21 protein-coding genes are annotated in these 22739 nt (G+C 59.7%); 12 read left to right on the top strand and 9 right to left on the bottom strand.

Going from position 1 to position 22739, the window contains the following annotated elements; all coding sequences use genetic code 11:
• Positions 1–2 precede the first annotated feature (2 nt).
• On the bottom strand, positions 3–1988 hold the full coding sequence (locus ASG35_RS22715; protein ID WP_056363020.1) for a methyl-accepting chemotaxis protein: 1986 nt from the start codon (positions 1986–1988) through the stop codon (positions 3–5).
• 396 nt (positions 1989–2384) lie between these two features.
• On the opposite strand from ASG35_RS22715, the gene ASG35_RS22710 reads away from it, so the two are divergent.
• From ASG35_RS22710 to ASG35_RS22695, 4 genes are all read left to right on the top strand, one after another.
• The gene (locus tag ASG35_RS22710; protein WP_056363017.1) at positions 2385–3563 is read left to right on the top strand and encodes a quaternary amine ABC transporter ATP-binding protein; all 1179 of its coding nucleotides are present in this window, start codon (positions 2385–2387) and stop codon (positions 3561–3563) included.
• A complete protein-coding gene (gene choW, locus ASG35_RS22705) occupies positions 3556–4458 on the top strand; it encodes a choline ABC transporter permease subunit (protein ID WP_056363014.1) in 903 nt (300 codons plus the stop codon). Before ASG35_RS22710 ends, choW begins: the two co-directional genes overlap by 8 nt.
• 48 nt (positions 4459–4506) lie before the next feature.
• Positions 4507–5520 carry a GlxA family transcriptional regulator gene (locus ASG35_RS22700; protein WP_056363011.1) on the top strand — a complete coding sequence of 338 codons (1014 nt, stop codon included), beginning with the start codon at positions 4507–4509 and terminating at the stop codon, positions 5518–5520.
• A gap of 76 nt (positions 5521–5596) precedes the next feature.
• Positions 5597–6550, top strand: coding sequence for a choline ABC transporter substrate-binding protein (locus ASG35_RS22695; RefSeq protein ID WP_056363008.1), 954 nt, complete (start codon positions 5597–5599; stop codon positions 6548–6550).
• Positions 6551–6577: 27 nt separating this feature from the next.
• Here the strand turns inward: ASG35_RS22695 and ASG35_RS22690 are convergent, their stop codons facing one another.
• From ASG35_RS22690 to ASG35_RS31055, 4 genes are all read right to left on the bottom strand, one after another.
• Entirely contained in the window at positions 6578–7672 is a 1095-nt protein-coding gene (locus ASG35_RS22690; protein ID WP_056363004.1) for a GlxA family transcriptional regulator, read from the bottom strand.
• Positions 7659–7826, bottom strand: a complete 168-nt coding sequence (locus ASG35_RS31620; protein WP_156393320.1) for a hypothetical protein — start codon at positions 7824–7826, stop codon at positions 7659–7661. The genes ASG35_RS22690 and ASG35_RS31620 overlap by 14 nt, the downstream gene beginning before the upstream one ends.
• Positions 7827–7885: 59 nt before the next feature.
• The gene (locus ASG35_RS32475; protein ID WP_255580681.1) at positions 7886–8020 is read right to left on the bottom strand and encodes a hypothetical protein; all 135 of its coding nucleotides are present in this window, start codon (positions 8018–8020) and stop codon (positions 7886–7888) included.
• Positions 8021–8257: 237 nt separating this feature from the next.
• Positions 8258–8542 (bottom strand): hypothetical protein, encoded by a 285-nt coding sequence (locus ASG35_RS31055; protein WP_082508557.1) that lies wholly within the window; start codon positions 8540–8542, stop codon positions 8258–8260.
• A gap of 309 nt (positions 8543–8851) precedes the next feature.
• Here ASG35_RS31055 and ASG35_RS22675 point away from each other — a divergent pair, with 309 nt between their 5' ends.
• Genes ASG35_RS22675 through ASG35_RS22645 form a run of 7 tightly spaced genes read left to right on the top strand, consistent with a single transcriptional unit; the run spans position 8852 to position 16212 of the window.
• Entirely contained in the window at positions 8852–10246 is a 1395-nt protein-coding gene (locus ASG35_RS22675; RefSeq protein ID WP_056362995.1) for an L-serine ammonia-lyase, read from the top strand.
• 51 nt (positions 10247–10297) lie between these two features.
• On the top strand, positions 10298–11542 hold the full coding sequence (locus ASG35_RS22670) for a sarcosine oxidase subunit beta family protein (RefSeq protein WP_056362992.1): 1245 nt from the start codon (positions 10298–10300) through the stop codon (positions 11540–11542).
• A gap of 20 nt (positions 11543–11562) precedes the next feature.
• Complete coding sequence (locus tag ASG35_RS22665) at positions 11563–11865, top strand: sarcosine oxidase subunit delta (RefSeq protein ID WP_056362990.1); 303 nt, start codon at positions 11563–11565, stop codon at positions 11863–11865.
• A complete protein-coding gene (locus tag ASG35_RS22660) occupies positions 11862–14864 on the top strand; it encodes a sarcosine oxidase subunit alpha family protein (protein WP_056362987.1) in 3003 nt (1000 codons plus the stop codon). Before ASG35_RS22665 ends, ASG35_RS22660 begins: the two co-directional genes overlap by 4 nt.
• Entirely contained in the window at positions 14854–15504 is a 651-nt protein-coding gene (locus ASG35_RS32295; RefSeq protein ID WP_056362985.1) for a sarcosine oxidase subunit gamma, read from the top strand. The genes ASG35_RS22660 and ASG35_RS32295 overlap by 11 nt, the downstream gene beginning before the upstream one ends.
• Positions 15501–15941, top strand: coding sequence for a dihydroneopterin aldolase (locus ASG35_RS22650; protein WP_056362982.1), 441 nt, complete (start codon positions 15501–15503; stop codon positions 15939–15941). The genes ASG35_RS32295 and ASG35_RS22650 overlap by 4 nt, the downstream gene beginning before the upstream one ends.
• Before the next feature lie 7 nt (positions 15942–15948).
• Positions 15949–16212: a hypothetical protein gene (locus ASG35_RS22645; protein WP_056362978.1), complete on the top strand. Its 264-nt coding sequence runs from the start codon at positions 15949–15951 to the stop codon at positions 16210–16212.
• Here ASG35_RS22645 and betA read toward each other — a convergent pair.
• The 3 genes from betA to betI are packed head-to-tail and all read right to left on the bottom strand — an operon-like array spanning position 16209 to position 19987.
• Entirely contained in the window at positions 16209–17897 is a 1689-nt protein-coding gene (betA, locus tag ASG35_RS22640; protein ID WP_056362975.1) for a choline dehydrogenase, read from the bottom strand. The genes ASG35_RS22645 and betA overlap by 4 nt on opposite strands.
• 10 nt (positions 17898–17907) lie before the next feature.
• The gene (betB, locus tag ASG35_RS22635; RefSeq protein ID WP_056362972.1) at positions 17908–19377 is read right to left on the bottom strand and encodes a betaine-aldehyde dehydrogenase; all 1470 of its coding nucleotides are present in this window, start codon (positions 19375–19377) and stop codon (positions 17908–17910) included.
• A gap of 10 nt (positions 19378–19387) precedes the next feature.
• Entirely contained in the window at positions 19388–19987 is a 600-nt protein-coding gene (gene betI / locus ASG35_RS22630; RefSeq protein WP_056363789.1) for a transcriptional regulator BetI, read from the bottom strand.
• Between the two features lie 210 nt (positions 19988–20197).
• Here betI and fdhA point away from each other — a divergent pair, with 210 nt between their 5' ends.
• Positions 20198–21397, top strand: coding sequence for a formaldehyde dehydrogenase, glutathione-independent (gene fdhA, locus ASG35_RS22625; protein WP_056362969.1), 1200 nt, complete (start codon positions 20198–20200; stop codon positions 21395–21397).
• A 43-nt stretch (positions 21398–21440) separates the two neighbouring features.
• Here fdhA and ASG35_RS22620 read toward each other — a convergent pair whose 3' ends face one another.
• The gene (locus ASG35_RS22620; protein WP_056362965.1) at positions 21441–22451 is read right to left on the bottom strand and encodes a GlxA family transcriptional regulator; all 1011 of its coding nucleotides are present in this window, start codon (positions 22449–22451) and stop codon (positions 21441–21443) included.
• Positions 22452–22739 lie beyond the last annotated feature (288 nt).

Raw genomic sequence — 22739 nt, 5'->3', positions numbered from 1 at the left:
GCCTAAAGCCGGAACACGCTCACCGCGCGGCTGAGTTGCTCGGCCTGTTCGAGCAATTCCGCGGTGGATTGCTCCGCCTCGCCAACCAGCGCCGCGTTTTGCTGGGTTGCTTCGCCGATCTGCGCAACCGCGAGATTCACTTGTTCTATGCCGGTCGACTGCTCGCGCGACGCCACGCTGATTTCGCCGATGATCGCGTTCACCCGCGCCACACGTTCCACGATTCCAGTCATCGTGCCGCGCGCTTCTTCGGCAATCCGGAACCCCGTGGCAACACGGCCAACCGATTCCGCGATCAGCGCCTCGATTTCCTTGACCGCGGCGGCGCTGCGTTGCGCGAGGCCTCGCACTTCGGAGGCCACAACGGCAAAGCCCTTACCGTGCTCGCCCGCGCGCGCGGCTTCCACGGCGGCGTTCAAAGCGAGGATGTTCGTCTGGAACGCGATTCCTTCGATCACCGAAGTGATGTCCGAGATCTTGCGCGCGGATGCATCGATTTCGCTCATCGTGGTGACAACGCGGCTCACCGCTTCGCCGCCGGCGCGGGCAGCATCGGATGCCGATGCCACCAGTTGATCCGCCTGCGCCGTGTTGGCGGCGTTCTGTTGCACGGTCGACGTGATCTGTTCCATGCTTGCGGCCGTTTCTTCGAGGCTGCTGGCTTGCGTCGCGATGCGTTGCGAAATGTCGCTGCTGCCTGCCGCGATCCGGCCGGTGCCATCGGACATATCCGCCGATGCACTTCGCACCTGCGTGACGATGCGCGCGAGTCCTGTCGCAATTCCATCGATTGCTGTCATCAGCCGGCCGACATCGTCTGCACGCGTGGTCGAAAGACGCACGCTCAAGTCGCCCGCCGCAATCTGCTCGGATGCGTGCGTGACGGCTTCCAACGGTTGCGTCACGAGCTTGCGCACCGCAAAAAGCAGCACGGCGACAAAGCCCGCGATCACGAGCAAACCTAGCGCCAGAAAGCGAAAACGCATGGCGCGCATATCGGCGAGCAGTTCATCTCGATACGCAATTCCGCCGATCACCCATTGCCACTCGGGCACGGAACGAAACACGATTTCCTTCGCGCCGCCATGCACTTGCGGGTTCGTGATCTCGGACGTGGCAGGGGCATCGAAGGAAAGGCTGCCCTGCTTGGCGTCGAGTATTTGCTTGAACGGTGCAATGCGTTCATCGGCGGATTGAATGGCCGCGGCCGCTGTGCCGTTCGAATCGCTCAGGCCCGGATGAACCAGAAGCTTGCCGCGGTTCGGCCCGTTCGATGCGTCGATCACAAAAAAGTAGCCGTTTTCACCCACTTTCAGATCGCGGATGTTCTGCTGCAGTGTGGCGATTTCCGCGCTGATGTCCACGCCTACGAACAACGCGCCAATCACGCGGCCCGATGCATCCGCGACAGGTTTGTACTCGGTGATGTACTGCTTGCCGAACAGCGACGCCATGCCGATAAACCGTTTGCCCCCGAGCATCAGCGCATACGCAGGACTTTTGCGGTCGAGCAATGTGCCGATCGCCCGTTCGCCGTCCTGCTTTTTCAGCGATGTCGTCACGCGCACGAAGTCGTCGCCGGTGCGCGCGAACACCGTCGCGATCGCGCCGCTGCGTTCGAGAAACTGGTCGGGAATCGAGAAATCGAGGTTCATCGGCTTGTCGCCGGCCTTGAACGTCGGCGTCGCCATTCCGCCGATATCGACTTTCTGCGTTTCATCGAGCGCGAAATCCGCCGGCAGGAAACTTGCGAACAGCGTCATGGCGCGTTCGACTTCGGCGCTGACGGATTTATCGTAGAGATGGATCATCGTGCCGATCGCACGGTTGTCGTCGTCCATGCGGGCGAGCGCCTGGGCGTCGATCTCCTGCCCGGCGGAATGCGTCACCGCGATGGTAAAACCGGCCACGACCACGGCCGCCAAAACACACGCTAGAACAGCGAACTTCGCGCCGACACTTGCACGGCGGAGGCTGAATTTCGACATAGTTGATTTCTGAAAGGCATGTAGGGAAGATGAATGGTTAACGGCGGCGCGGCAGGAATCTTGACTCCGGACAACCGTTCGCATTTACCGAAGAAGCCGTCCGCAGTGCTCTAAAACGATGAACGGGCGCTAGAAACACGTCGCGTGCATCGCGAAATCGAATAAAAACGCTTGGCACTTGCTCTGGCGCGACATGCCAAAAACCGCCAAAAATCCCAAGTAACTGCTCGCAAACCCTTGCCACGCAAGGCTCCGTCTTTCCATCTGCTAGAAAAAGCAAATCAGGGTGTCGTATTTCCACATGTGAGCGTCGGAAATAGTCGGCAACCCGCACTTTTTTCTGGCAACTATGTATAGAGAGCGCGGACGCACGTCCGCCAACCAGGAGAGCGTTCGATGAAATCCGAAAAGGTCGTGGTCGAAAACCTCTGCAAGGTCTTTGGCACGAGCCCGAAGCAGGCGATCGACATGCTTGCGGGCGGCGCAACGAAAGAAGAAGTGTTTGCCAAGACCGGCCAGATTGTCGGCGTCCACAACGTGTCTTTCGACGTGCGCGAGGGCGAGATCTTCGTGCTGATGGGTTTGTCGGGCTCCGGCAAATCAACGCTTATCCGGTTGATCAACCGGCTGGTCGAACCCACCGTGGGCAAGGTCCTGATCGATGGACGCGACGTGGCCTCCGTCCCGCGCTCGGAACTGACATCGCTTAGGCGCAAGGACATGAGCATGGTGTTCCAGTCGTTTGCGCTGATGCCGCAACGCACGGTTTTATCGAATGCGGCGTTTGGGCTGGAAGTGGCGGGCGTTGGGCGGAAGGAACGCGAAAAACGCGCGATGGCCGTGCTCGAACAAGTAGGTCTCGCGCCGTTCGCGCAGAAACTGCCGGCGCAATTGTCGGGCGGGATGCAGCAGCGAGTCGGGCTCGCGCGAGCGCTGGCCGTGAACCCGTCGCTGATGATCATGGACGAGGCGTTTTCCGCGCTCGATCCGCTCAAGCGCAAGGAAATGCAGAACGTGCTGCTCGACCTGCAGCGCGAACAGCAACGCACGATCATGTTCGTCTCGCACGATCTTGAAGAGGCGCTGCGCATCGGCACGCGCATCGCGATCATGGAAGGCGGCCGCGTGGTGCAAATCGGCACGCCGCAGGAAATCATCTCGAATCCCGCCGACGCTTATGTGCAGGCGTTTTTTGAAGGTATCGATACAAGCCGTTACCTGACCGCCGGCGATCTCATGCAAACCGACGCCGTTCCGTTGATGAAACACGGCTCGCAAATCGACGCATCGAGTGTCTCGCAAGCGCTCAACGGCAGCGCCGACTATGCGTTCGTGATGGACCAGGAGCGCAAGATCCGCGGTTTTGTGTGCCGCGATTCGGTGGGACAGGCATCGCCGGAAATCAACCTGATTGAATGCATTCAACGCACCACGCCGCTCGACATCGTCGTCAGCCGCGTGGTCGCGAGCCGCGCGCCGCTGCCGGTGGTGGACGCGGACGGATCGTATTGTGGTTCGGTCAACAAGACGAACGTCCTCAAGGCTCTGACTCGACATAGAGGCTCCCATGTCTGAAATTATCCCGCTCGGCAGTTGGGTCGATCACGGCGTCAAATATTTGCTGGACCACGACGCAAAAACCTTCGATGCCATCGGCCGGGTTATCGAGAGCTTCGCGGCGCTGGTCGAACACGGCCTTCAGGCCATTCCAATGTGGCTGATGATGGCGATTTTTGTCGGCATCGGCTTGTGGCGGGTTGGCTGGCGATTTGCGTTGTTCGTGTTGTTGTCGCTCCTGTTGATCTACGCGACCGGCTTCTGGGATCAGATGGTGATCACGCTCGGCCTCACGCTTTCTTCCACGCTGATCAGCTTGCTGCTCGGCATTCCGCTCGGGATCTGGACGGCGAAGAGCAGGACTATCGAGACTATCGTGCGTCCCGTGCTCGACCTGATGCAGACCATGCCCGCGTTCGTCTACCTCATTCCGGCGGCCATGCTGTTCGGTCTTGGACGCGTTCCCGGCATCTTGTCGACGGTGATCTTCGCGATGCCGCCCGCCGTGCGTCTTACATCGCTTGGGATCAAGCACGTGAACCGCGAGATCGTGGAAGCGGGTCAGGCGTTCGGATGCACACCGTGGCAACTGCTTTACAAGGTGCAATTTCCGAACGCGCTGCCGTCCATCATGACCGGCGTGAACCAGACCATCATGATGGCGTTGTCGATGGTGATCATCGCTTCGATGGTCGGCGCCGGCGGTCTCGGCAACGACGTGCTCGCCAGTATCCAGCGGCTGGATATCGGCTTGGGATTCGAGAGCGGCTTGTCGGTGGTGTTGCTCGCGATCATCCTGGACCGTATCACGGAAAGCTTCGGCCGTTCGCCTGGCATGGCGCGCGCACCGTTGCTCTCGGGCATTCGCAGCGTCATGCGCGTGCGGCGTGCGCCGGCTGCGCAACAAGGTTGAGGTTTCAAATGAAGGCACGCGGTCAAATCAGCCAAGGATAAAACCCCGATGAAGCGCGACGCGATGGTGCCGGACCGGATTTATCCAGCGAGTCAGCCGCCTGACTCGCCGTTATCGAAGCTGTCGCACTTCGGGTTTTTGACGCTGCCGAATTTTTCGATGATCGCGTTCACGAGCGCTATCGAAGTATTACGGATGGCGAACTATGTTGGCCGCGCGGAGCACTACACGTGGTCGGTCATCACGCCTGACGGCGAACCGGCGCGCGCCAGCAACGGCATCACGGTCAAGCCTACGAAGACGCTCGCCGAAGCAGGCATGCCCGACGTGCTGATCGTGTGCGCGGGCTGGCATGTGCGCGATTACGTGGACGACAAGGTGATCGCGCTGCTGCAACACGTTGCGCAGCAAGGCAAACCGCTCGGCGGTATTTGCACGGGCGCTTACGCGCTGCTCGCGGCGAATTTGCTGGATGGCTACCGGTGCACCGTGCATTGGGAAGACATGTCGCCGCTGCACAAGAGCTATCCCCACGTGCGTTTCGCCGATGAAATCTTCGTCATCGACCGGGATCGCGTGACATGCACGGGCGGCACCGCGCCACTCGACCTGATGCTGAACCTGGTCGGCATGCGGCTTGGACAGGCGCACGCGGCGCAGGTGTCCGAGCAGTTCATCGTGGAACGCATTCGCGGCACGACCGATCATCAGCACATACCCGTGGATGCACGCGTCGGATTTTCACGCGCCGAATTGATTGAAGTCGTCCGGCTAATGGAAGCGAATATTGAAGAGCCGCTTTCACTCGAAGAACTCGCGCGGCTCGTGAAGCTTTCGCAGCGGCACTTACAGCGCATGTTCAAGATGTTCCTGAGCGTATCGCCGACGCATTATTACCTGACGCTGCGCCTCAGGCGTGCGCGTGAATTATTGCGCAACAGCGATGCATCCATCTCGCGCGTCACCGCCATTTGCGGTTTTCATTCGCCTTGTCATTTCAGCAAGGCGTATCGCGCGCAGTTCGGCCACGCGCCGAGCGTCGAGCGCAGGCAATCAGCTTGATTGGCCGTTTCAATCGTGACGCGCGAGGTCGAGCGCGGCATTGTCATGTCTGCAGTTTCCACAACATGGAGAAAATATGAAACTTCACGGAATAGCGTCGTCGTGTGCGCTGGCGGTTTTGTTGAATGTCACGCTGTCCAGCGGCGCGTATGCGGCTGATGCGGCAGCGTGCCAGAACGTTCGTTTCGCCGATGTCGGCTGGACCGATATTGCCGCTACGACGGGCCTGGCGACAACCGTGCTGCAGGGTCTTGGTTACAAACCCACGAAAACGATTGCCTCCGTGCCGATCACATTTGCCGGTATCAAGAACAAGCAGATCGATGTGTTTCTCGGCTATTGGTCGCCGACGATGGACCCGATCGTTCAGCCGTTCACGAAGGCGAGTCAGATCAAGGTCTTGCCCACGCCCAACCTGACCGGCGCGAAATATACGCTGGCCGTTCCCGATTATGCGTACCAAAGAGGGCTGAAGTCGTTCGCGGATATTGCCAAGAACTACGACAAGCTCGACGGCAAGATCTACGGCATCGAGCCGGGTAACGACGGCAATGCGCTGATCAAGAAGATGATCGACTCGAACCAGTATGGGCTCGGCAAGTTTAAGATGGTCGAGTCGAGCGAAGCCGGCATGCTGGTTGAAGTGGGCCGCGCGATTCGCGAGAAGAAGTGGATTGTGTTTCTGGGCTGGGAACCGCATCCAATGAATGTATCGATGAAGATCGATTACCTGAGCGGTGGCGACGACGTGTTCGGCGCGAACTACGGCGAAGCAAAAGTGCTGACTGTAACGCCGCCGGATTACGCCGCGCGATGCCCGAACGTGGCGCATCTGGTCGATAACCTGAAGTTCTCGACGGACATCGAAAATCACGTCATGACGCCGATCATGAACAAGACCGATCCGAACAAGGCCGCGAAGGATTGGTTGAAGGCGAATCCGGCCGTGCTCGATAAATGGCTGGCCGGCGTCAAGACGTTCGATGGCAAGGACGGCCTGGCCGCGGTCAAAACATACGTAGCGCAGTAATCTCCGGCCGCGCGCGTTCGAGCGGCTTTAGATAGCCCGCGCGCGTCCTGGAAATGTTTCATCGAAATCCGCGGCTAGTTCGAGCGTCGCATCTTCCGGCGCGGCCGTGCCACGCTGCTCGCGATACATCATTGGCGCCAGCCCGAACTGCTTCCTGAACTCGCGCCCAAGATGCGAAGCATCGGAAAATCCGCAACTCGATGCAATGTCCGCGACGGTTTTATCGGAACTGGTCAAAAGCCACGCGGCCGTGCGCAACCTGACTTGCTTCGCGTAGGCTTGCGGTGCTTTTCCCGTCTCGGCTTTGAACAATCTCTCCAACTGCCGCGTCGATAAATCCAGCTTGTGCGCAAGCTCATCGAGCGTCAGGGAACGCCCTACGTGCTGCTCCATCAGCAGGATCGCCCGCTTCACCTTGGGATGCGTGGCGGGTGCAAGGCCCGGCGGATGCGGTTGAGGCGAGTTGCCTTTTTGCATGTCATCGACTAGCAAAATACGCAGCGCTTTCTGCACCGTCGCCGCCTCGAAATGGCGGAGCAAGATGGCGGCTGCAACGTCGATGGATGCTCGTCCGCCCGAACATGTAATCCGCCGGTGATCCATCACGAACAAACGATCCGCTACGAGCATGTCCTCGTTCACGCCGGGAAATCGCTCCACGAAATCCCAGTAGTGAAACCAGCTGACGCAGATCCGATAACCATCGAGCACGCTCGCGCGCATCAACGAAAACACGCCCGTGCAAATGCCGACGAGGGTAGCGTCCGTGGTGGCGGCGCGCCGGATGAATTGCAGCGTGGCGTCGCTTGCGCCCGCGCCGGAATGCAGCAAACCGCCCACCACCACGACGTAATCAAATGGCTCGGCGCGATCGAAGGTTTCCCATGGCGTGATCTGAATGCCGCAACTCGCGCGCACGGGCGCGAGCGTCTCGCCAATCACACTCCACGAGCACCTTACCGGTTTGCTGAAATCCCCTTCGTCGGCGGAAAGACGCAGTAAATCGACAAAGCCGGAAAATGCCGTAAGCGTGAAATTCGGCAACAGGACAATGCCAAAGCGGATGCGCTGTTTGGACGCCGTATCGGGCGATTGAGCGGGAAGAAGGTCAGCGGGATTCATGCGCTTGCCGTGGATGTGCAGCCAAAATCGGGGGAATGCGGATAAAGAAAAGCGACGCAGTAATATAGGTCAGGATATCACTGACATTAAAGGCATTGAAATTCCAGGCTGTAGAAAAGAAAACGGCTTGCCCGGTAAGGAGCAAGCCGTTCATTTATAACCGCTAGCCGGCGAACTGCTCCGGCTTGAGGTTAATAAACCATCGCCGGTAACTCAATGAGCCGTATGCGTCACGTGCTTGGCTTTAGGAAACTTGTGATGATGATGCGGTTTTGCATAAGAAACAGCCGGAGCCGCAACTGCTGCAACGATCAAAACGGCAAGGAATTTCTTCAGAAGATTGTTCATGAGGCGAACCTGATGGCGAGAGTTTGACGAGGGTTTACTAGGCGCATTGCAAAACGCCAACACAGTGTAGCGCAGCGTTTCTTCAACCCGAAATGGTCTATAACGCATGCTGCCAAAGTGTTGTATTGCTGCCGACGACAAACTTGCGGTTAGCCTTCATCAAGCCGGGTTGATGCCTTGAACTCTGCAATTGCATGGCGAAAGGAACGCCATGCAACGCTCCCTTCAGCCACAGTCTTACGAGCCTGAACCGCTTGCCGTGACCGGTGCTGCCGGGCCACTCGGGGTTGCGGTACCAAGGCCGGGCGTGTTGCTCTTGCCCATCGACGTCGAGCTCTTGTGCTTCATCGTCTTGTGGTGGGTCATTCCCGTCGTGCCCGTTCCAGCCGACTGATTCGTCGTCTGGGCGTTGTCACCTGCCTGTAAGCCGGTGGCGGAACTCGGCGGATTGTTTTGGGCGAATGCCGTGCTGGAAACGCAGAGTACGGCGCCGATCGCGCATGCCATTGAAAAGTGCTTCATGCCTGGATTCCTTTCTGTAAGGCGGGAGACGTCCATGGATCGTTTGATACCGAACAAGCGGACGCTCACTGGCTTGCTCAATCGTCATTCAGCATGCGACGTGCCACCACCATCGCAAATGACGTTTCACTTGCCAGTTTCCGACGTCGAATATCGCTAAAACGCCCGCTCGCGCCGCGTCATCAAACTGACTTCTTGCGCTGACGCCGCCGTCCCACATGCATGCCGTTTTTGTTCTATCGGAGGAAATCGGCGTGCGGTGCAATGGCTACCTGGTGATTCCCTCGCATTCCACTCACAAGGCAAGCCATGAACGTCAGCGTTTTCGATCTGTTCAAGATCGGCATTGGTCCGTCGAGTTCACACACGGTCGGCCCGATGATCGCGGCGTGCAGGTTTGCATCGCACATTGAAGATGCGAATTTGCTGGCGTTCGTGCGCCGCGTCCGCGTGGATTTGTTCGGGTCGCTCGGCGCAACGGGCAAAGGTCATGGCACCGACAAAGCCGTGCTGCTCGGACTCGAAGGTTATCTTCCCGACTCGATCGATCCGGATGCAATTGAACCGCGTCTGCGCGCAATCCGCGAGTGCAAGACGCTGATGCTGCTCGGCAAGCACGAAGTGAAATTCGATGAACGCGAGCATCTCGGTTTTTTTCGCAAGCTGATGCCGGGCGCGCCGGGATCGAGCGTCGTGCATCCGAACGGCATGCGCTTCCAGGCCTTCGATGAAAACGGCCAGCTCGTGGTTGAAAAAGAGTACTACTCGGTTGGCGGCGGTTTCGTGATCAATCGCGAGGGAACGCGCGTGAACGGCGTGCAATCCGGCGGCGAAGTTCCGCATCCGTTTCGCACCGGTGACGACCTGATGCGCGTGTGCCGGGAAACGGGTTTATCGATTGCGCAAGTGACCATGCTGAACGAATGTGCATCGCGTCCGGAAAGCGAAGTGCGCGAAGGCTTGCTCGCCATCTGGCGCGTGATGGCGGCGTGCGTCGAGCGCGGTTGCAAGGTTCGCGGCGAGCTGCCGGGACCGATGCACGTCAAGCGCCGCGCGGCCGAACTCTCGGCGCAATTGCGCAACCGCTCGGAGGAATCGCTGCGTGATCCGCTCTCCATGCTCGACTGGGTCAACCTGTACGCCATGGCCGTGAACGAGGAGAACGCCGCCGGCGGGCGCGTGGTCACAGCGCCTACGAACGGCGCGGCAGGCGTAATCCCCGCCGTGCTGCATTACTACGTGAAGTTCATGCACAACGCGACCGATGAAGGCATCGTCACGTTCTTGCTGACGGCTGCGGCAATCGGGATCATCTACAAGGAAACGGCATCCATCTCGGGCGCCGAAGTCGGTTGTCAGGGCGAAGTGGGCGTGGCGTGTTCAATGGCCGCCGCCGCGCTTGCCGCAGTGATGGGCGGCACGCCGACGCAAGTGGAAAACGCCGCGGAAATCGGCATGGAACACAACCTCGGCATGACTTGCGATCCGGTCGGCGGGCTCGTGCAGATTCCGTGTATTGAACGCAATGCAATGGGTGCGATCAAGGCGCTCAACGCCGCGCGCATGGCGATGAAAGGCGACGGCACGCACTACGTGTCGCTCGATAACGTCATCAAGACCATGCGCGAAACCGGCGCTGACATGAAGACGAAATACAAGGAAACGTCGCGCGGCGGACTGGCCGTGAACGTCATCGAATGCTGATTCATAGAGTAACAAAGTAGTTTGCGATACTAACAAGTTCAAGGAAACACCATGAGCCGCTATTCGATATTCAGCCTGCTGCGCAACGGCATGTCGTACCACGAGAACTGGGAACGCCAGTGGAAGAGTCCGGAGCCGAAGCAGGAGTACGACGTGGTGATCGTCGGCGGCGGCGGGCATGGTCTTGCCACGGCTTATTACCTCGCGAAAGAGCATGGCGTGCGCAACATCGCGGTGCTCGAGAAAGGCTGGATTGGCGGCGGGAATACGGCGCGCAACACGACCATCGTGCGATCGAATTATCTGTGGGACGAATCGGCGGCGCTCTACGAAAAAGCAATGCAGCTTTGGGAAGGCCTTTCGCAAGACCTGAACTACAACGTGATGTTCAGCCAGCGCGGCGTGATGAACCTCGCGCATACACTGCAGGATGTTCGGGATACTGAACGTCGTGTCAATGCAAACCGCCTGAATGGTGTCGATGCCGAATTTTTGACGCCCGAGCAGATCAAGCAGATCGAGCCGACCATCAACCTGAATAGCCGATACCCCGTGCTCGGCGCGTCCATCCAGCGTCGCGGCGGGGTTGCGCGGCACGACGCCGTTGCGTGGGGTTATGCGCGCGGCGCGGATCAGGCCGGCGTGGATATCGTGCAGAACTGCCAGGTCACGGGCATTCGGCGCAACGGCAGTCAGGTCGTGGGCGTGGATACGACCAAGGGTTTTATCAAGGCGAAAAAAGTCGCGGTGGTCGCGGCAGGCAACACTTCAACGCTCGCCGATATGGCCGGCATCCGCTTGCCGCTCGAAAGCCATCCGCTCCAGGCGCTCGTGTCCGAGCCGATCAAACCCGTGGTCAACACGGTAGTGATGTCGAACGCGGTGCACGCGTACATCAGCCAGTCCGACAAGGGCGACCTGGTGATCGGTGCGGGCGTGGATCAGTACACGGGCTTCGGTCAGCGCGGCAGTTTTCACATCATTGAAGGGACGCTCGAGGCGATCGTCGAAATGTTCCCTGTGTTCTCGCGGGTGCGCATGAACCGGCAGTGGGGCGGGATTGTGGATGTATCGCCGGATGCGTGCCCGATCATCAGCAAGACCGACGTCAAAGGCCTGTATTTCAATTGCGGATGGGGTACGGGTGGCTTCAAGGCGACGCCGGGTTCCGGTTGGGCGTATGCCCACACGATTGCCAAAGACGAGCCGCATCCGTTGAACGCACCGTTTTCCATCGACCGTTTTTATACCGGTCATCTCATCGACGAGCACGGCGCCGCCGCTGTCGCCCACTAATCTGCCCGGAGATAAAAGACATGTTGCTGATCGAATGCCCCTGGTGCGGACCGCGTGCCGAAACCGAATTCTCCTGCGGCGGCGAAGCAGACATTGCGCGCCCGCTCGACACCGAAAAGCTCACCGACAAAGAATGGGGCGACTACCTGTTCATGCGAAAGAATCCACGCGGTGTGCATCGTGAGCAATGGATGCATGCACAAGGATGCCGCCGCTGGTTCATGGCGCAGCGCGATACCGTGAGCTACGCGTTCCAGGGTTACGACACGTTCGCGCGGCCGCTCGCCGTGATGGAATCGAAAGAAGAAGGACAAACGAAATGAGCCAGAAAGACCGACTCGCCACGGGCGGGCGCATCAACCGCGCAATCTCGCTCACGTTCACGTTCAATGGCAAGACGTATCAGGGTCATCAGGGCGACACGCTTGCGTCCGCGCTGCTCGCCAACGGCGTGCACTTTGTGGCGCGCAGCTGGAAGTATCATCGGCCGCGCGGCATTGTGACTGCTGACGTGGCCGAACCGAATGCGGTTGTTCAGCTCGAAACCGGCGCGTACACCGTGCCGAATGCACGCGCTACCGAGATCGAGTTGTATCAGGGGCTGGTCGCGACGAGTGTGAACGCGAAGCCGAGCATTGAAAACGATCGCATGGCCGTGAACCAGAAGATCGCGCGTTTCATCCCGGCGGGTTTTTACTACAAGACCTTCATGTGGCCGCGCAAGTTCTGGCCGAAGTACGAAGAAGTGATCCGCGATGCAGCCGGTCTCGGCAAGGCGCCGGAACAGGTCGATGCCGATCGATACGACAAATGCTTCGCGCATTGCGACGTGCTGGTGATCGGCGCGGGGCCGTCGGGTCTTGCCGCGGCGCACGCGGCGGCATTGTCGGGCGCTCGCGTGATTCTGGTCGACGACCAGCCTGAACTCGGCGGATCACTGCTCTCGTGCCGTGCGGAAATCGATGGCGCGCCGGGCTTGAAATGGGTGCAAAAGATCGAGGCCGAACTGCGCAAGATGGCGGACGTGAAGATCCTGTGCCGCAGCACGGCGTTCGGTTATCAGGACCATAACCTCGTCACCGTCACGCAACGTCTGACCGAACATCTGCCGGTATCGATGAGGAAGGGCACGCGCGAACTGCTTTGGAAAATCCGCGCCAAGCGCGTGATTCTCGCGACCGGCGCGCAGGAACGTCCCATCGTTTTCGGCAATAACGATCTTCCGGGCGTGATGCTGGCGTCGGCGGTGTCTTCGTATTTGCATCGATACGCCGTGCTGCCCGGACGCAACGCGGTCGTGTTCACGAACAACGACAGTGGTTATCAATGCGCGCTCGATCTCAAGGCAGCGGGCGCACAAGTCACGGTCGTCGACCCGCGTCTCGCCGATGAAAAAGGCGCGTTGCAAGCTCAGGCAAAACGCTATGGCGTGAAGGTGCTGAATGGCTCGGTCGTCACCGCTGCGCACGGCAAGCTGCGGGTGGCATCGGTCGAGATCAGCGCTTATTCCAGCGGCACCGTGGGCGTGAAGCAGACGGATCTGTCCTGCGATCTGCTCGCCATGTCCGGCGGCTGGAGCCCGATCCTGCATTTGTTCGCGCAGTCCGGTGGCAAAGCGCACTGGCACGATGAAAAATTGTGTTTCGTACCGGGCAAGGCCATGCAGGCCGAGAGCAGCGTGGGCGGTTGCGCGGGTGAATTCACGCTTGCCCGTTCGATTCGCTTTGCCGTTGACGCCGGCGTTGATGCAGCGCGCGCTATTGGCTTGATCGTCGCTCGTCCCACGCCTTTGCAAGTCGCGGAGATCAGCGAAGCGCCGTTGACGCCTTTGTGGCTCGTCGGTGGCCGCGAGTTGGCAACACGGGGTCCTAAGCAATTTATCGATTATCAAAACGATGTATCCGCCGCCGATATTTTCCTCGCAGCACGCGAAGGCTTCGAGTCGGTCGAGCACGTAAAGCGCTACACGGCAATGGGCTTCGGCACCGATCAAGGCAAGCTCGGCAACATCAACGGCATGGCGATCCTTGCGCAGGCGTTGAACAAGACCATCCCTGAAACGGGCACGACGACGTTCCGCCCGAACTACACGCCGGTGACGTTCGGCACGTTTGCCGGACGCGAACTGGGCGAGTTTCTCGATCCGGTTCGCAAGACCGCGGTGCACGAATGGCACGTTGAAAACGGCGCCGCGTTCGAGGACGTCGGCAACTGGAAACGGCCGTGGTACTACCCGCGTCCGGGTGAAGACATGCACGCGGCGGTCGCGCGCGAGTCGCTTGCCACGCGCACGAGCGTGGGCATTCTGGATGCATCGACGCTCGGCAAGATCGATATTCAAGGTCCCGATGCAGCCAAGCTGCTCAACTGGGTTTATACGAACCCGTGGAGCAAGCTGGAAGTCGGCAAGTGCCGTTACGGTTTGATGCTCGACGAAAACGGCATGATTTTCGACGATGGTGTGACCGTTCGCCTCGCCGATCAGCATTACATGATGACCACCACGACCGGCGGCGCGGCGCGTGTCTTGACGTGGCTGGAACGCTGGCTGCAAACCGAGTGGCCCGACATGCGCGTGCGTTTGGCATCGGTCACGGATCACTGGGCGACGTTCGCCGTAGTAGGCCCGAACAGCCGCAAGGTCTTGCAGAAGGTCTGCCGCGATATCGACTTTGCGAACGCTGCGTTTCCATTCATGAGCTATCGGGAAGGGACCGTTGCTGGCGCGGCGTCGCGCGTCATGCGCATCAGCTTTTCCGGCGAACTCGCCTACGAAGTCAACGTGCCCGCGAACGTAGGCCGTGCAGTGTGGGAAGCCTTGATGGCGGCCGGCGCCGAGTTCGACATCACGCCTTACGGCACCGAAACCATGCACGTGTTGCGTGCGGAGAAGGGCTACATCATCGTGGGTCAGGATACGGACGGTTCCATGACACCCTACGACCTCGGAATGGGCGGTCTTGTCGCGAAGTCGAAGGACTTCCTTGGCAAGCGGTCGCTGACGCGCTCGGATACGGCCAAAGCGGGACGCAAGCAGCTTGTCGGATTGCTCGCCGAAGACGGGTCGTTCGTCATTCCGGAAGGCTCGCAGATTGTCGCGGGTCCGTTCAGCGGCGAGACGGCGCCGATGCTCGGTCATGTCACATCGAGCTATTTCAGCCCTATTTTAAAGCGCTCGATCGCGATGGCGGTCATCAAGGGCGGTCTCGACAAGATCGGCGAATCGGTGATGATCCCGCTCGCCGGCGGCAAGCAGATGCCCGCAAAAATCACCAGCTCGGTGTTCTACGACAGCGAAGGAGCACGTCAACATGTGGAATGAAAACGGCAGTAACCAGACGGTCGTGGATCGCGCAATCGGGCAGGGTGTGTGGCAGGAGTCTCCGCTGGTAGGGGCCGACAATTTGCTGAAGAAACATCAGGCGGCAACGTCGAAGGCGTTTCGTCTGGTCGAGCGGCCTTTCCTTGAACTCGTGAATTTGCGGGGTGACCTGCGCGACGCCGCGTTTGTCGCCGCGGTTGAAAACGTGCTTGGCTGCAAACCGCCCGAGAAGGCGAATACCACGGCGACGGGAAACGGCTACGATGTGTTGTGGCTGGGTCCCGACGAATGGCTCGTGCGCTCGGTTGCATCGCACTCGGCCACGCAAGCCGCGCCAATGGAAGCAAAACTGCGCAATGCAATAAAAGGCTTGTATGCGGCTGCCGTCGATATCGGCAGCGGCTACACCGTGCTCGAAATCAGCGGTCCACGTACCCGCGATGTCCTCGCTCGCGGTTGTCCGCTCGATTTGCATCCGCGTTTGTTTGGTTTAGGCCAATGCGCGCAAAGCCATTATTTCAAGGCATCGGTGACGATCATTCCGACCGGAGCGGACAGCTTCGACTTGGTGATCCGCCGCAGCTTCGCGGACTATTTCGTGAAGATCATGCTCGACGCGGCAGAGCCGCTGATGTCGTGAAACTCTACGAACCAATCAGTCCTGCCGGACGCGGCTGGCGCATCGTGGTCGATGAGTTGGTCGTGCACACGCGCATCGGGTTATACGATCGTGAGTATCTTGCGCCGCAACCAGTAGGTATCGACGCAAGCCTTCATTATCGTGGCGTTCCGGTTGAAGGGAATACGGACGGTTTGATCGATTATGAAGGATGGTGCGCGCGGGTCTCGGCGTATCTGGAAAGCAAGCCGCACACGCGCTTGCTTGAAACCCTTGCGCTCGAAGTCGCGGCGTTGTCCTTCACGGAATGGCCCGCGCTCGATGCGTTGACGCTGCTTTTGTACAAGCCGAAGATCCGCGAAGGCACGCGACGTGTCGGGGTCGAGCTTGACTGGCATCGCGCTGACTTCGACGCGTGGTGTGTATCGTCCGGGTCGCACGCGGCGGCATTACGCTAAAACAACAATGTCTTCCACGCGCGTTGAAACCGCCGGGCTTTCGCAACTTGCCTGCGAGCAACACGACGCGCATGCGGCGCTCGCGCTGCTTGATCGCAGTATTGCGCTTGGGCACCGGCGCATTGCCTTGATCCGATACCTGCACGCGCAATATCTCGACGCACCGCTTTGCGCGCGGCATCACAATTACGTGCAAAAGATCGCCGAGCGCTTGAGCACGGAGACCATCGCGCGTTTGGCCGAAGCAGCTCGGACACGGCTTGGGCGCTAGTCGTCCGCGACCGTTTCCATCTGCCGCGCCTTCGCTCCACGCGCGACGAAATATGGCGTGTCCACACGCGCCAGAGGCGCATGACCGCGAATTGCATCGGCGATCTTTTCCGCGAGCATGATGGTCGGCGCGTTCAGATTGCCAGTCACTATTTGCGGCATGATTGACGCATCGACCACACGCAACGATTCAATTCCATGGACGCGGCCTTCGGTATCGACCACGGCCATGTCGTCGTAACCCATCTTGCACGAACACGACGGATGGTAAGCAGTTTCCGCGCGCTGCCTCACGAAAGCATCGAGCTGATCGTCGGTCTTCAGGTCAGCGCCGGGATGGAGCTCGCGTCCACGATATTTCTTCAGTGCCGGCTGATGCATGATCTCGCGCGTGATGCGGATTGCATCGCGGAATTCACGCCAGTCGAGCGGGTCCGACATGTAGTTGAACAGGATGCTTGGATGCGCATTCGGATCGCGCGATTTCAATTTCACACGCCCTCGGCTTGGTGAGCGCATCGACCCGACATGCGCCTGGAAACCATGCATCTTGATGGGATTCGATCCGTTGTAGTTGATTGCGACCGGGAGGAAATGGTACTGAATGTTGGGCCAGAGATCGTCGTCGCGCGTGCGGATAAAACCGCCTGCCTCGAACTGATTGCTTGCACCAATGCCGGTGCCCTTGAACATCCATTCCATGCCGATCTGCGGCTGGTTCCACCACTGCAACGCAGGATACAGCGATACAGGTTCGAGGCATTCGTACTGCATGTACATCTCCAAATGATCCTGAAGATTCTCGCCCACGCCTGGCAGGTCGTGGACCAATGGGACATCGAGTTCACGCAACCATGTCGAGCGAGCAACGCCCGAGCGCTGCAGCAACTGGGGCGATGCAATTGCGCCGCTGCATACAAGCACTTCGCGGCGCACATGCGCGCTCACGCGTTCGCCGCCATGAAGATACGCTACGCCAATGGCTCGTTTGCCCGAGAACAGCACGCGGTCTGTCACGGCGTGCGTGACGATAGTGAGATTCGGCCGGCCTTTCGCGCGGTCGAGATAACCTCTCGCAGTGCTCGATCTGCGTCCTTGCGGCGTAACTGTTCTGTCCATTGGACCGAAGCCTTCCTGGCTGTAGCCGTTGAGGTCGTCGGTGCGCGGATATCCGGCTTGCACGCCGGCATCGACCATTGCGGCGAACAGGGGATTGTTGCCGGGCTTCGATGTCGTCACGTGGACCGGACCATCGCCGCCGTGGTATGGATTGGGTCCGGCATCGCGCGTCTCGGCCTTGCGGAAATACGGCAGGCAATTCGAATAGGTCCAGTTTTCAAGGCCTTTTCGTTCGGCCCAGCCGTCGTAGTCGAGCGCGTTGCCGCGGATATAACACATGCCGTTGATCAACGACGATCCACCCAGTCCCTTGCCGCGTCCGCATTCCATGCGACGATTGTTCATGTGCGGTTCGGGATCGGTTTCGTAGGCCCAGTTGTATCGGCGGCCTTGTAGCGGATAGGCCAGCGCCGCCGGCATTTGCGTACGAAAATCGAAGCGGTAATCAGGACCGCCCGCTTCCAGCAGCAGGACGGTCACGTCGGCATCTTCTGTGAGACGCGACGCCAGCACATTACCCGCCGAACCCGCGCCCACGATGATGTAATCGAACTCCTTAGCGCTCATTGACCGCTCCTCAGAACACGGCTTGATAGGGACCCATCTCGACCTGAACGGACTTGATGCTCGTGTAGTGTTCGAGCGTGGTGATGCCGTTCTCGCGGCCTACGCCCGATTGCTTGAAGCCGCCAACGGGCATTTCCGCAGGCGACTCGCCCCACGTATTGATCCAGCAGATGCCAGCCTGGATTGCATGAATCACACGATGCGCACGTGCAAGGTTCTCGGTCACCACACCCGCGGCCAACCCATACGATGTCGCATTCGCCCGGTCGATTACTTCGGTTTCCCCATCGAAGATCAGGATGCTCATGACAGGCCCGAAGATTTCTTCGCGCACAATGCGCATGCCATCGTGGCAATCAGTGAAGACGGTTGGTTCGACATATTGTCCTTGGGCGAACCCACCGTGCTCGATCCGCGATCCACCCGCCAGCAGCCGCGCGCCTTCTTTCTTGCCGCTCTCTATAAACCCCAGCACCTTGTGCAACTGCGCTGCGCTGACCAACGGCCCGAAATTGGTGTTGGCGTCCGTCGGTGAACCAATCCGAATGCGCTTGATGCGTTCAAGAATCAGCACTTCGAATTTCGTATATACCTCGCGCTGAACAAATACGCGCGTGCCGTTTGTACAAACCTGGCCCGAGCTGAAGAAGTTCGCGCTCATGGCAATGTCTGCGGCACGTTCAAGATTGGCGTCATCGAAAACGATCAGGGGCGACTTGCCGCCGAGTTCCATCGTGACTTCTTTCAACGACGAACCGCCCGCCGTCGACATGACCTTCTTGCCCGTTTCCACACCGCCGGTGAACGATACCTTCGCTATGTCCGGATGTGCCGCGAGCATTGCGCCGACGCGGCCGTCGCCTTGCACGACGTTGAACACGCCCGCGGGGACTCCCGCTTCCGTGAAGATCTCGGCGAGCTTCAACGTGCTCAAGGGCGTGACTTCGCTTGGCTTGAAGATCATCGCGTTGCCGGCGGCGAGGGCGGGCGCTGCCTTCCAGCACGCGATCTGAATTGGATAATTCCACGCACCAATGCCCGCGCAAACGCCGAGCGGTTCGCGGCGCGTATAGACAAACGATGTCGGGCGCAGCGGAATTTGCCGGCCTTCTATTGCCGTTGCAAGCCCGGCGTAGTACTCGATCACATCGGCGCCCGTGACAATATCGACCGCCCGTGTTTCCGCGATCGGCTTGCCTGTATCGCGTGTTTCGAGCGCGGCGAGTTCGTCGTTGCGTTCGCGCAGAATCTGCACCGCGCGACGCAGGATGCGTGAGCGCTGCATGGCGGTCATGGCGGCCCACTCACGCTGCCCGTCATGCGCTGATCGCACGGCACGATCGATATCGGCTTCGCTCGCCTGTTGCACGCTTGCAAGCGTTTCGCCGGTGGCGGGATCGGTCGTGGTGAAGGTTTCGCCGCTGGTGGCGTCGACGTAAGCGCCGCCTATGTACAGGCGCTGCAATTCGAATGCGGGCATGGCGTAGTCCTCAGGTGAATGTGCGGCCGCGTGTATCGAGCACGAGGTCGATGTAGTCGTTGGCGAGCCGCACCGCGGCCTTTGTGTCGAAGGGTTCCCCCGACAATGCGCCGCGCAGCCACAAACCGTCGATCAGCGCGGCCAGGCCGCTCGCAGCACGACGCGCTGCAACACGCGGCAGGACCTTGGAGAAATCGGCGCACAGGTTGGAGTAGAGCCGGCGGGTATTGATGCGTTGCAGGCGCTGCAGTTGCGGTTTGTGCATGCTCTCCGACCAGAACGCGAGCCATGTCTTCGTGACCGGATTGCTGACTTGCGCCGCATCGAAATTCGCGGCGACGACAGCGCGCAAACGTGCTCGCGGTTCGTCTTTCGCAAGGCGGCGTTTGCGCGAAGTCGCGTTCCAAAGATCGCGCAGAACATGGCGCATGGTGGCTTCGAGCAGGCCGTCTTTATCGCCGAAATAATGGCTGACGATACCCGTTGATATGCTCGCGCGCTGTGCGACGGATGCCAGCGTGGTTCCGGGAAGACCCGCATGGTCGATGGTGAGCAGGGTCGCATCGATCAGCTGCGCCCGGCGGATCTCGCGCATTCCAAGCTTGGGCATAAACGTTATCTCTATAGCGGCTACCAGATGCATGACCCGGATGCTATGGATTTTATATTGAACGGTCAATCAATAAAAAACCGCGATGTCGGTTCCGGGCAAACCCATGTCGCGTTTCAGGCGCATCTCGGGTGCGGGACGGGACTACGCTCGTATGACGGTGCATGGCGCTGTCAGCCATGCGGATCGTCCACGAGAACGGAGACAGGCATGAGCAACAATCGCGGTGTTGTGTATTTAGGGCAGGGCAAGGTGGAAGTGCAATCCATCGACTATCCGAAGATGGTCGATCCAGCCGGCCGGCAAATCGGCCACGGCGTGATTCTCAAGGTCGTCACCACCAACATTTGCGGGTCCGACCAGCACATGGTCCGAGGCCGGACGACCGCTCAGGTCGGGCTCGTGCTCGGACACGAGATCACCGGCGAAGTCATTGAAATCGGCCGCGACGTGGAGACACTGAAGATCGGCGATCTGGTTTCCGTGCCCTTCAACGTGGCGTGCGGACGCTGTCCGACATGCAAGGCGCAGAACACCGGCGTATGCCTGAACGTGAATCCATCGCGGGCGGGCGGCGCATATGGATACGTGGACATGGGCGGCTGGATTGGCGGTCAGGCTGAATACGTCATGGTTCCGTACGCGGATTTCAATCTGCTGAAGTTTCCTGATCGCGATCAGGCGATGTCGAAGATCCGCGACCTCACATGCCTTTCGGACATTTTGCCGACGGGATATCACGGCGCCGTGATGGCGGGCGTGAAACCGGGATCGACGGTTTATATCGCGGGCGCGGGACCGGTGGGGATGGCCGCCGCGGCGTCGGCGCGCCTGCTGGGCGCGGCTGTCACGATTGTCGGCGATATGAACGAAGAGCGTTTGGCGCACGCGCGCAAGGTGGGCTTCGAGACGGTGGATTTATCGAAGGACGCAACGCTCAGCGAACAGATCGCCGCGATTCTCGGCACGCCGGAAGTGGATTGCGCGGTCGATTGCGTCGGCTTCGAAGCGCACGGCACCGGCAGCAGCGGACACCAACAGGAAGCGCCCGCGACAGTATTGAATTCGCTGATGGAGATCACGCGGGTAGCGGGCGCAATCGGGATTCCGGGCCTGTATGTCACCGACGATCCAGGCGCCGCCGATGCAGCCGCGAAGAAGGGCGCGTTGAGCATCCGCTTCGGTCTGGGCTGGGCGAAATCGCATTCGTTTTTCACGGGGCAGACGCCTGTCATGAAATACAACCAGAACCTGATGCAGGCGATCTTGTGGGACCGCTTGCCGATTGCGGATATTGTGAATGTGTCGGTGGTGACGCTCGATCAGGCGCCGGATGGGTATCGTCAATTCGATGGCGGTGCGCCGCGCAAGTTCGTGATCGATCCGCACGGATTGCTGAAAGCCGCTTGAAGCGTGAGTCCTGCGGTCGTCGCATAAGGCTTGAAACAGGCTCTTATGCGGCGCTTTGCACAATGGCCATTGCAGGAACAACGGCGAGCGGAGGCAACTGGCGGCGGCGTTCGCGCGTGGGCGCCGTCCCGAACGCATCGCGATAACTCTTGCTGAAATGGCATGCCGACTGAAAGCCGCAAGCCATCGTGATGTGCATGATCGACATATCGGTTTGAAGTAGCAATTCGCGCGCACGCCGCAGCCTCAGCGTGAGGTAATAGTGCGTGGGTGTCATGCCGAGATGCTCGCGAAACAATCTCTGCAATTGCCGCTGCGACATCCCCGCAAGCCGCGCGAGTTCTTCCCGCGACAACGGCTCCTCTATGTTGTTTTCCATCAGCGAAATCACTTCGAACAACGACTTGTTCGCCGACCCAAGGCGCGCAACCAGCGGCATGCGCTGCTGTGCGCTGGTATCGCGAACATGCTCCACGATAAACTGCTCCGCGATCTGCGTGACCTTGGCGGAACCCACGCGCGTAGCAATGAGATTGAGCATCATGTCGAGCGGCGCAACGCCGCCGGTACACGTCACGCGATCCCGGTCGATAACAAACAGCTCCTTGAGAAAGCGTGTGTCGGGAAATTCCTCTTTCAGCGCCGACATGTTTTCCCAATGGATTGCACATGCATAACCGGCGAGCAGGCCAGCGCGTGCAAGCGCGTAGGTGCCCGTGCAGAGACTGCCGAGGGCGCTGCCCAGACGCGCGAATCGGCGCAACGCGGCAAGATGCGACGCCGTGGTTTCGCGCTGTACGTCGATACCGCCAACCACGAACACGATGTCCGGCTGACCTACGCTATCGACCGGACCTGTATCGACGGAAAGACCGTTGCTCGCCGACACCGGGCCACCTTCAGGACTCACGATAGACCACGTGTAAAGCTTCTGCCCCGTCAGATAGTTCGCCATGCGCAGCACTTCGATGGCGTTGGTGAACGCGATCATCGTGAAGTTCGGCAGCGGCATGAACGCAAAATGCGCGAGCGACGCGGTGCGGTCGGGGGACATGAGAGGAATGATTCCTTCGAATCGTGGGTTGCTGTGTCGTGGGGACACGACTATGGACATTTTGTAGATGTTTGCAACTAGCATGCCATCAGGCTAAACCCTATCGGCATTGAAGCTTACGCAAATGAAAGTCGCCGATAGCGCACCGGCACGGGGATAGTGCGATGAATGCGCACCGCGCGAGAGCGCGAAATGTCCGCCGCAGTGCAGCAAGGAGCGGCCTATCTGAAAGCGCTCAGTGCGACTTGTGTAAAACGGACGCTCATGTCGGAAAAGGCCAAGAACACG

The organism is Burkholderia sp. Leaf177 (genome assembly GCF_001424345.1).
Lineage (GTDB): Bacteria > Pseudomonadota > Gammaproteobacteria > Burkholderiales > Burkholderiaceae > Caballeronia.
This window is presented reverse-complemented; position numbering and strand designations above follow the sequence as displayed.

Excerpts from the sequence above, each read along its gene's own strand:
- ASG35_RS22715 (WP_056363020.1), bottom strand. The coding sequence starts at position 1,988 with ATGTCGAAATTCAGCCTCCGCCGTGCAAGTGTCGGCGCGAAGTTCGCT.
- ASG35_RS22710 (WP_056363017.1), top strand. The coding sequence starts at position 2,385 with ATGAAATCCGAAAAGGTCGTGGTCGAAAACCTCTGCAAGGTCTTTGGC.
- choW (WP_056363014.1), top strand. The coding sequence starts at position 3,556 with ATGTCTGAAATTATCCCGCTCGGCAGTTGGGTCGATCACGGCGTCAAA.
- ASG35_RS22700 (WP_056363011.1), top strand. The coding sequence starts at position 4,507 with ATGAAGCGCGACGCGATGGTGCCGGACCGGATTTATCCAGCGAGTCAG.
- ASG35_RS22695 (WP_056363008.1), top strand. The coding sequence starts at position 5,597 with ATGAAACTTCACGGAATAGCGTCGTCGTGTGCGCTGGCGGTTTTGTTG.
- ASG35_RS22690 (WP_056363004.1), bottom strand. The coding sequence starts at position 7,672 with ATGAATCCCGCTGACCTTCTTCCCGCTCAATCGCCCGATACGGCGTCC.
- ASG35_RS31620 (WP_156393320.1), bottom strand. The coding sequence starts at position 7,826 with ATGAACGGCTTGCTCCTTACCGGGCAAGCCGTTTTCTTTTCTACAGCC.
- ASG35_RS32475 (WP_255580681.1), bottom strand. The coding sequence starts at position 8,020 with ATGAACAATCTTCTGAAGAAATTCCTTGCCGTTTTGATCGTTGCAGCA.
- ASG35_RS31055 (WP_082508557.1), bottom strand. The coding sequence starts at position 8,542 with ATGAAGCACTTTTCAATGGCATGCGCGATCGGCGCCGTACTCTGCGTT.
- ASG35_RS22675 (WP_056362995.1), top strand. The coding sequence starts at position 8,852 with ATGAACGTCAGCGTTTTCGATCTGTTCAAGATCGGCATTGGTCCGTCG.
- ASG35_RS22670 (WP_056362992.1), top strand. The coding sequence starts at position 10,298 with ATGAGCCGCTATTCGATATTCAGCCTGCTGCGCAACGGCATGTCGTAC.
- ASG35_RS22665 (WP_056362990.1), top strand. The coding sequence starts at position 11,563 with ATGTTGCTGATCGAATGCCCCTGGTGCGGACCGCGTGCCGAAACCGAA.
- ASG35_RS22660 (WP_056362987.1), top strand. The coding sequence starts at position 11,862 with ATGAGCCAGAAAGACCGACTCGCCACGGGCGGGCGCATCAACCGCGCA.
- ASG35_RS32295 (WP_056362985.1), top strand. The coding sequence starts at position 14,854 with ATGTGGAATGAAAACGGCAGTAACCAGACGGTCGTGGATCGCGCAATC.
- ASG35_RS22645 (WP_056362978.1), top strand. The coding sequence starts at position 15,949 with ATGTCTTCCACGCGCGTTGAAACCGCCGGGCTTTCGCAACTTGCCTGC.
- betA (WP_056362975.1), bottom strand. The coding sequence starts at position 17,897 with ATGAGCGCTAAGGAGTTCGATTACATCATCGTGGGCGCGGGTTCGGCG.
- betB (WP_056362972.1), bottom strand. The coding sequence starts at position 19,377 with ATGCCCGCATTCGAATTGCAGCGCCTGTACATAGGCGGCGCTTACGTC.
- betI (WP_056363789.1), bottom strand. The coding sequence starts at position 19,987 with ATGCCCAAGCTTGGAATGCGCGAGATCCGCCGGGCGCAGCTGATCGAT.
- fdhA (WP_056362969.1), top strand. The coding sequence starts at position 20,198 with ATGAGCAACAATCGCGGTGTTGTGTATTTAGGGCAGGGCAAGGTGGAA.
- ASG35_RS22620 (WP_056362965.1), bottom strand. The coding sequence starts at position 22,451 with ATGTCCCCCGACCGCACCGCGTCGCTCGCGCATTTTGCGTTCATGCCG.